This window comes from Christiangramia aquimixticola (genome assembly GCF_048285835.1).
GTDB classification, from domain to species: Bacteria; Bacteroidota; Bacteroidia; order Flavobacteriales; family Flavobacteriaceae; genus Christiangramia; species Christiangramia aquimixticola.
Map to the genome: position 1 here is coordinate 790,815 of NZ_JBLVTL010000001.1, position 9,844 is coordinate 800,658.

The window sequence follows — 9,844 nt, forward strand, 5'->3', positions numbered from 1 at the left end:
ATAAACATTCCATCGGACGCACCATCAGGGCCGGTCCAGGTTCCACCATCATCTTCTCCAGTTAAGTAATCACGAAGATTATAATCTGTAGAATCATCAGAGCAAATTGTCAACGGACTACCTGTCCCTGCATCATTTGCAGTATTGACGGTAACCACTACATCTTCAGAATCCGAAGGACATGGTCCATCTCCGTCAGCATCTACTGTATAGGTATAAGTACCCGCAGTATCTGTTCCGGCCATAAACATTCCATCAGACGCACCATCAGGGCCGGTCCAGGTTCCACCATCATCTTCTCCAGTTAAGTAATCACGAAGATTATAATCTGTAGAATCATCGCCACATATTGTTAATGGACTACCTGTTCCTGCATCATTTGCAGTATTGACGGTAACCACTACATCCTCTGAATCAGCAGGACATGGTCCATCTCCGTCAGCATCTACTGTATAGGTATATGTACCTGCAGTATCTGTTCCAGCCATAAACATTCCATCGGAAGCGCCATCAGGGCCGGTCCAGGTTCCACCATCATCTTCTCCAGTTAAGTAATCACGAAGATTATAATCTGTAGAATCATCAGTGCAAATTGTCAACGGACTACCTGTTCCTGCATCGTTTTTCTGTTCTACTTCTGTCTCATATTCGCAATCTACTGTCCCAAAATTTGACACTATAGTGGCTACAACTTTATAATCAGCATTGCCTGCAATAACGGTAGCTGAGGTTCCAATAGGGTTAGGCGGGTCAAAATACGCACCAGTGGTACCGGGCAAAATTTCCCAACTATAAACCGGATGGAACCCACCATCTACAGGTTTTATGGTATAAGTAGCTTGTTCACCTTCACAAATCTGATCGACTCCACTAAGGAAAATACAATCTGGCGGTGGAATAACTGCATCTGCTTTTAAAGATCTATCCTGTTGTCCAAGATTACCAAGGGTCCAACCTTTTAAACTCATATGATATGGTGATCCACTAATACCACTCGCGGAGTTTGGCTCTCCATTGGTATCTCCCCAATCAGTTCGGCTTGCGATATGTCCTCCCCAGGCGATTACAACATTTTTAGGTGTTCCACCAATTGACCCAGCAACGGTGAAAGTTATACTAATGGTTTGTTCAGCACTCGCTGCGTTTAGATGAGCCAGGGGTCCATAGTTTATGCCGGTAATAGTACCATTCCATATGGACATTTGACCACCCCCTACATTTACTGCATTTCCATCATCATATATTTCTGCTAAAACACCATTAAAACTTGCCGTGGGTTGACCAGCTACAGGAGTACTGGTAGTTGGAGGAGTTGGAATGGTAAACCTGTGCGTGGCACTGGACCCAGAAACAATACCAGGAACATCCTTAGTTGGATCAATCTTTTCTCTGGGTGAATGATTAAATGCAAGAAAATGCGGTTCCATCCTATCATAATGGGTTAAATAATCAATTGCATGTTTTCCATTTGCTTTTACATCATAACCAAGAGTAATAGTCACTGATGTACCTGTTGGCATTGAGGATAAAATTACCCGGTAAGGCACAGAAAACCCTTCTGCAAGGTGAGCCTGAGACGGCGTTAGATTTCCGTTTTGCCATACACCAGGATTGGTAGGTGAGGATATGGAACCGTTTCTAATTTAGTCGAGATTTGCCGACTGTCCTAAAATCATTTGGAAGCTCAGAAGAGCTAACAGACTGAAGATCGTTCGTAAAAAATACCGTTTTCTTTGATTAACAAATAAGAATAACCTCCCTATGAGTTTCAATGTAAAATCTTCCATAATTTTATTTTTTAAAGGTTAGCCAAGAGCGCAGGTATTAATTGTAGAAAAGGCTGTATTGTGATAAGCGAAAAATGAAATCTAAACAGAACTAAGAGTAGGGTAAACAAACTGAAGCCATTGCTACAGCAATTACGCAATTAAGCGTACCATCAAGCGGGGAAGAATTTTAAAAATACTGGGGGGAAGCAAATTTGTAAAACAAAATTTCAAGTGTGAATAACACTTCAGGAAAGTTACAGGGGCTTAGTAAATTGAGGCCAATTTAATATTGTAAGCTCGAATAATCATTGTTTAAAATTAACATTTTATTTTGATTTTTTATACTGGGTATTTGCATTTGAACAATAATCAAGGGATTTTACCCATGACAGAAATTCAGGAAAATTTAATTTTTACATTCTCATTTTTGGGCTCTTATATTTTTAAATTCATAATTAAATCCTTTTAAATTATCATAATCTAAAAACTTGATTTAAAGCACTTTATTAGCTCCGTTTATCATTTGGATTTACTTAAATTGAAGATTCAATTTTTAAGAACGACCTATGAAAGTGAACGAACAGGGCTTATATTCCCCTTTAAATGAACGCGATAATTGCGGTGCCGGTTTTATCTGCAATTTAAACGGTGAACGATCAAATCAAATAATCCATAAAGCTCTCGACATCCTTATTCGCCTGGAACATCGAGGCGCTGTAGGTGCAGATGGAAAGACCGGTGACGGTGCCGGAATTCTCATTGAAGTGCCCCACAATTTCTTTAAAAAAGTTTGTGATTTTGATCTTCCCGAATCCCGGGAATATGCCGTTGGAATGGTTTTTTTACCAAAAAACAGCAACCAGGCTGAGCTATGTAAAAAAGCCTTTAACGATGCGATAGCACAACAGCAACTCGAAATTTTAGGCTGGAGAAAAGTTCCTGTAAATCACGCCTGCCTTGGTAAAATGGCGAGTGAAGTGGAGCCGGCCATTCAGCAGGTTTTTGTGGCCAATCCGAATAATTTTGAAGAAAGAATCTTTAATGCGAAATTATATAGTGCCAGAAAGATCGCAGAACATTTAATAGAAAATTCAGGGCTTGCAGAGCGCGAGTATTTTTATTTCTCAAGCCTTTCCACCAACACCATAATATATAAAGGCTTATTGATGCCGCAGGATATCAATGAATATTACCAGGATCTTAACGATCCCAATGTAATTACCAAACTGGCCCTGGTACATCAGCGATTTTCCACCAACACTTTCCCAACCTGGGACCTTGCTCAGCCATTTCGCTATATGTGTCACAATGGGGAAATAAATACCCTGCGGGGAAATTTAAGCAGAATGCGCGCCAGGGAAGAACTTTTTGAAAGTGACAGTTTTGGTGAGGATCTTAAAAAGATCATTCCCATTATTATGGATGGAAAGTCCGATTCTGCTTCTATGGATATGGCCCTGGAATTACTTTTACAAACAGGAAGGTCACTGCCTGAGGCCATGATGATGATGGTTCCTGAAGCCTGGGAAAAACATCCCTCCATGACCAGAGATAAAAAAGCATTCTACGAGTATAATGCATGTATCATGGAACCCTGGGACGGGCCTGCTTCCATCCCTTTTACAGATGGGAATTATATAGGAGCCTTGTTAGACCGGAATGGATTGAGACCCTCCCGATATACGGTGACAAAGGATGGTTATGTGGTCATGTCTTCAGAAACCGGAGTAATTGACATTAAACCGGAAAATGTAATTAAACATGGAAGGCTTGAACCTGGAAAAATGTTCCTGGTTGATATGATTGAGGGTAGGATTATTGAAGATGAGGAGGTAAAAAAGGAGATCGTTAATAACAGACCTTATGATAAATGGCTTAGTGAAAATCTTCTTCCGCTTTCTGAAGTTCCCTATACAGGCAACCAAACTCCGGTAGAGAAAACCGAATATCTCACCAGATTAAAATTATTCGGTTATACCTACGAAGATATCACCACCCTTATCACCCCCATGGCTTCACAAGGAAAAGAAGCAATCGGTTCCATGGGTACAGATATTCCTCTGGCAGTTTTATCAGACAAGCCACAACTTCTATTCAATTATTTCAAACAGCTTTTCGCCCAGGTAACAAATCCGCCGCTTGACGGTATTCGGGAAGAAATAGTCACTGATATTAGTTTATCCCTGGGAGAAGACATTAATCTCTTCGATATTAGTGCTGAACAATGTAAAAAATTGAAAATCCGAAATCCGGTTATCTCTAACGAAGACCTGGATAAAATTAAATATATCGATTACCCGGGATTTAAAACTCAATCCATTTCCATGCTATATGAAGCAGAAAAAGGAATGAATGGTCTTGAAGACCGGCTGGAAGAAATGATCCTGGAAATTAATACTGCTGTAGATGAGGGCTGCAATATTATAATATTATCTGACAGGAATGTTAAGCAGAACCTTGCTCCAATCCCTTCCCTTCTGGCATGTTCCTTTGTGCACCATAGAGTAAAAGACCATAACCGAAGATCGAGTTTTGGAATCGTCATAGAATCTGCTGAACCAAGAGAACCACATCACTTTGCAGCCTTATTTGGCTATGGAGCCAGCGCTGTTAACCCATATATGGTCAATGAAGTTATCTACGATCTGGTAGAACGAAAGGAGATTGAGATTACCGATCCTGAAGTAGCAGTGGAAAATTTTAATGTGGCAATAGGAAAAGGCATCATCAAGATCATGAACAAAATTGGGATCTCCACCCTATCATCTTACCGTGGGTCGCAGATCTTTGAGATTTTGGGTCTCAATAAAAAATTCGTGAATAAATATTTCTGTAATACTCCCACGCGAATAGAAGGAATAGGCCTGTATGAAGTGGAAAAAGAAATTCAAAAACGATACAAACATGCCTTTTCCCCTCCTGAAACCGAAACCGATCTTGATCTTGAAATGGGTGGAGATTACAGATGGAGAAGAAATGGAGAACGACATCTTTTTAATCCGGCCAGTGTTGCTAAACTTCAGCAGGCAGTAAAACAGAACAGTTACAAAACTTATGGGGAATATTCCAAACTCATAAATGACCAGAACGAAAAATTAATGACCCTTCGAGGCATGTTCAAATTTGTAGATCTAGATCCCATTCCGCTGGAAGAAGTGGAACCCTGGACTGAGATTGTAAAAAGATTCAAAACCGGGGCAATGTCTTTTGGCTCCATAAGCCGTGAGGCTCATGAGAATCTTGCCATTGCCATGAACCGAATCAAGGGAAAAAGCAACTCCGGTGAAGGTGGGGAGGATCCGGACAGATTTCAGAAAGATTTAAATGGAAACTGGCGAAATTCAGCCATTAAGCAGGTGGCTTCAGGTAGGTTTGGGGTATCCATAGATTATTTGACTAATGCCCGGGAGATCCAGATAAAAATGGCTCAGGGTGCCAAACCGGGTGAAGGTGGACAGCTTCCCGGAGCCAAGGTGAATCCTGAAATTGCTAGAACCAGAAATTCAACTCCGTACGTAGGACTTATCTCCCCGCCTCCGCATCATGATATTTATTCGATCGAAGATCTTGCCCAGTTAATTTTCGATCTTAAAAATGCGAACAGGGAAGCAAGAATCAATGTTAAGCTGGTCTCCAAAATTGGGGTAGGAACTATCGCTGCAGGCGTCGCCAAAGCCAAAGCAGATGTGGTATTGATCTCTGGATTTGATGGCGGCACCGGCGCTTCTCCTCTAACTTCACTCCGTCATGCAGGTTTACCCTGGGAATTGGGGATCGCAGAAGCACAACAAACTTTATTACTTAACAATTTGCGAAGCAGGATCGTAGTAGAATGTGATGGACAGTTAAAAACCGGAAGGGACGTTGCCGTTGCATGTTTACTGGGAGCAGAAGAATTTGGATTTTCAACTGCACCTTTGGTAGCCTCCGGTTGCATCATGATGCGGGCCTGCCATTTAAACACCTGCCCGGTAGGTATCGCCACTCAGGACCCTGAACTTAGAAAGAACTTTAAGGGAACACCGGAGAATGTGATCAACTTTATGTATTTCATAGCCCAGGAATTAAGGGAAATTATGGCCCAACTCGGTTTCAGGACCATGGACGAAATGGTGGGTCAAAGTCAGAAATTGAATATGAATCGCGCTATCAAACATTATAAGGCGCAGGGGATAGATCTTTCAAATATTCTGTACAAACCCAATATTGAGAAAGGTATTTCCTTATCGAATACCGAAAAACAATTACATAATCTTGAAGGGGTACTGGATTTCGAGATCCTAAGGCAGGCACACCCCGCGATCTACAGGAAGGAACCCGTAACTCTGGAATATCCAATAACTAATATCAACCGAACCACAGGAGCCATCATAAGCAACGAAATTTCTAAAATTCATGGTGCAGCGGGGCTTCCCAAAAACACATTAACCTTGAACTTCAAAGGTTCGGCAGGGCAAAGTTTTGGTACTTTTGGAGCAAAAGGCCTGAACTTAAACATAGAGGGGAATTCGAATGATTACTTTGGAAAAGGACTTTCGGGAGCTATACTTTCCATCAAAAAACCGGCTATAGCAACTTTCACATCCAACGAAAATATCATTATTGGGAATGTTGCTCTTTACGGAGCTACCGCAGGAGAGGCCTATATAAATGGAATGGGTGGAGAAAGATTCTGCGTTAGAAATTCAGGAGCGAAAGCTGTCATTGAAGGGATTGGGGACCATGGTTGTGAATATATGACCGGGGGAATTGCGGTGATCCTTGGAAAAATTGGAAGAAATTTTGCCGCAGGAATGAGTGGAGGAATCGCCTATATTTTTGATCCGGAAAATGAAATTGATCATAATAATTTCAATATGGAAATGATAGAACTTGAAACCCCTTCTTCGCAAGATCTTTCAGAATTAAAATCCCTTATACAGAAGCATTTTGATTACACCCAAAGTAAACCTGCTGAAGCTATTTTAAATAACTGGGAAAATCACACAAGATCATTTATTAAAGTAATGCCTACAGAATATAAAAATGCACTGCTGGCAATGGAGAATGAAAAGATGAAGAATATTGAGGCAGCCTTAAAAACAGCATAAACATGGGAGAATTGAGAGGATTTTTAGAACACGAAAGAAAGGATGAAGAATATGTTTTACCAGAAGAAAGAGTAAAGCACTATAAGGAATTTCATAAAAAACTACCTGAAACAGAGCTTGAAAAACAGGGAGGCAGGTGTATGGACTGCGGAATCCCATTTTGTCACAGTGGATGCCCGCTTGGAAATTTGATCCCGGATTTTAATCATGCTGTATATAAAGGAGAATGGAAGAAGGCGCTAAAAATTTTGCAGGCTACAAATAATTTCCCAGAATTTACCGGGAGGTTATGTCCTGCTCCCTGCGAATCGGCCTGTGTCCTGGGAATTATACAGCCGCCGGTTGCTATTGAAATGATTGAAAAATATATAGTAGAAAGAGGATTTAAAGAAGGCTGGATCGAACCAGAGCCCCCTCATAAGCGTACCGGAAAAACTATTGCCGTGATTGGTTCCGGTCCCGCGGGACTTGCCGCCGCCCAACAGTTAAACAGAGCCGGACATACAGTTACTGTTTTTGAAAGAGATGAAAAAATTGGTGGATTATTAAGGTATGGCATCCCCGATTTTAAACTCGAAAAGAATATTATCGACAGGAGACTGGAAACCATGGCAGCCGAAGGGATCGAATTTAAAACCAATACTGAGGTTGGAAAAAATTATCCGGTAGAAGAACTTGAAAATTTTGATGCCATTGTACTTTGTGGAGGGGCCACTAACAGAAGAGGACTACCAATTCCCGGAGCCGATGCAGGGGGAGTTATCCAGGCAATGGATTTTTTAAAACATAATAATGAAACGGTAGACGGACTTCATGGATTGGATGGAAACCTTAATGCGAATGGCAAAGATGTAATCGTGATTGGCGGTGGAGATACAGGATCAGATTGTGTAGGAACATCAAACAGGCATGGAGCTAATTCTGTAACCAATTTCGAAATCCTGCCACTACCACCAGAATCCAGAACTCTGGAGAACCCCTGGCCTTACTGGCCATTTACGTTAAAGACCACTACTTCCCACGAGGAAGGGGTTAAGCGTAACTGGAGCATTCAAACAAAAGAATTTATAAAAGACAGCACCGGAAAACTAAAAGCTTTAAAAACGGTAGAGGTTAAATGGAAAATTACACCAGGCAGTCGCCCACAACTGGAAGAAGTGCCCGGAACCGAAAAAGAATGGCCCTGTGACCTCGTTTTACTTGCTTTGGGATTCACAGGACCGGAAAAGACTTTAAGTGAAAAATTAGGCCTTAAAACAGATATCAGGTCCAATATAGAAGGAGCAAAAGATTACCGAACCAATGTAAAGAACATATTTGTAGCCGGAGATATGAGAAGAGGACAATCTTTAATTGTCTGGGCTATTTCTGAAGGTCGTGAAGCCGCACACCATGTAGACAAATATTTAATGGGGAATTCGAGGTTACCGGTAAAAGGTGAAGGCGACTTACCATCTGCTTAAACCAAAAAAGGCTGCCAAATGGCAGCCTTTACTTTTTATTTCAGAAACTATTACAAGCCTAAAAGACCTACAAAAGAAATCTGAACATTAACTTCTGAATTTGATTTTACAGTAAATCCACTAAGGTCAAGACTACTTGCAGAATTAGCTTTTACCATTCCGGAAAACTCAAGTTTCCCATCATTATTAGTATCAGAATATGAAGCGAAATGAAGCTCATAATCTCCTTCTTTTAGGAAATGAATTTCAAACTCTCCATTAGATTTAGAAACCACAGAACTACTGGTTGCATTTGCAAAAGCAATTCCTTCTGAGTTAGTGTTCTTCTCAGAGTTTGAATATTGTCCTTTTTTATAAGCATAAGCTACTACTACATCTCCACCGGCATTGCTGGTGTTCTCCACTTTTCCGGTTACTACTCCGGTCTTCATGGTATTTACAGCTCTTACACTATTCTGCAATTGAGACTTTGCAACGAATGAATAATCATCACCAGATTGTTTAACACTTTTTCTAAGGTCAAAGTCCATTACGATCTCGTTACTGGCTCCTTCTACGATCTCTACCTGATCGTTCAGGTTGATTTCAGTAGATCCGGCAAGTTCTTCTTTTGCACCACCGGTTAATACCAGATAGTTCCCCGGAGCATTTCCGGATTGATCAGTCTCGGCCAGCACTAAACTAATATTAGATGTATTTCCGGCTGCCAGGTTAAGTTTACCTAAAAGCTCAGTTTTACCCTGAGTAAGGCTACTAATTTGTATAGTTGTTTTATTAAAGCCTTCGAGGGATTTACCATTAACTTTAACATCGGCAACTGTAATAAAAACAGCTTCAACATTCGCCTGGTCAATAGGAGAGTCAGTAATATATACTGAAGTTGGGTTTTCACCCTGCTCTGATGTTCCATCTACTGATTCATCCTCTGAACAGGATACAAATAAGATCAAACCTAATAATAGTCCTAACTTACTTAAATTCTTAATTAGCATACTTAAATTGATTTTTACGTTAGTTAATTGAATTAAACGTCGATTAATAAATTTCTATTAAGGGTTAGTAATAGGTAAATTTAAATTCGAAATATATAACGCAAGAGTTGCACCATTATTCCATTATTGACCGAAAATAATAGGTATTTTCTTTCATTAATGGGATAAAATGCTGAATAACACTGTAATCTCACCGACAAACAGTAAATATTACCGGATGAAATAGTTTTTAAGGCGCAGTTAAAGGTAAAAGAATGTAGAAAAATTCCTCATATATGGGGAAGGTCCCGCTATTAAAGGGAAAAAGCCAGTATTGATCTTTAATAGAATAGTGTTCTTTTAAACCACAAAAGCAGCCACGGGGCTGCTTTCTTTTTTGTTTTATGATTGTTAATCCTGAAGCGAATTATAGGAAGTATATTTAAAATTAGGGTATAAAAAAACCCCTTCAGAGATCTGAAGGGGTTTTCAAGAAGAAGGCGGCGACATACTCTCCCACAATACAGCAGTACCATCTGCGCTAACGGGCT

3 protein-coding genes and 1 pseudogene are annotated in these 9,844 nt (G+C 40.4%); 2 read left to right on the forward strand and 2 right to left on the reverse strand.

The window, feature by feature from the left end; translation table 11 throughout:
• Positions 1-1,520 (reverse strand): annotated as a pseudogene (locus ACNKXV_RS03640) (hypothetical protein); the annotation flags it as partial.
• Positions 1,521-2,335: 815 nt separating this feature from the next.
• On the opposite strand from ACNKXV_RS03640, the gene gltB reads away from it, so the two are divergent.
• The gene (gltB, locus tag ACNKXV_RS03645) at positions 2,336-6,859 is read left to right on the forward strand and encodes a glutamate synthase large subunit (RefSeq protein ID WP_417906327.1); all 4,524 of its coding nucleotides are present in this window, start codon (positions 2,336-2,338) and stop codon (positions 6,857-6,859) included.
• A 2-nt stretch (positions 6,860-6,861) separates the two neighbouring features.
• Positions 6,862-8,322 carry a glutamate synthase subunit beta gene (locus ACNKXV_RS03650; RefSeq protein WP_417906328.1) on the forward strand — a complete coding sequence of 487 codons (1,461 nt, stop codon included), beginning with the start codon at positions 6,862-6,864 and terminating at the stop codon, positions 8,320-8,322.
• Positions 8,323-8,372: 50 nt separating this feature from the next.
• Here the strand turns inward: ACNKXV_RS03650 and ACNKXV_RS03655 are convergent, their stop codons facing one another.
• Positions 8,373-9,314, reverse strand: a complete 942-nt coding sequence (locus ACNKXV_RS03655) for a DUF4382 domain-containing protein (RefSeq protein WP_417906329.1) — start codon at positions 9,312-9,314, stop codon at positions 8,373-8,375.
• Between the last annotated feature and the right edge of the window lie 530 nt (positions 9,315-9,844).

Bases quoted from the DNA above. Each gene is read 5' to 3' on its own strand.
- gltB (WP_417906327.1), top strand. From the start codon at position 2,336: ATGAAAGTGAACGAACAGGGCTTATATTCCCCTTTAAATGAACGCGAT.
- ACNKXV_RS03650 (WP_417906328.1), top strand. From the start codon at position 6,862: ATGGGAGAATTGAGAGGATTTTTAGAACACGAAAGAAAGGATGAAGAA.
- ACNKXV_RS03655 (WP_417906329.1), bottom strand. From the start codon at position 9,314: ATGCTAATTAAGAATTTAAGTAAGTTAGGACTATTATTAGGTTTGATC.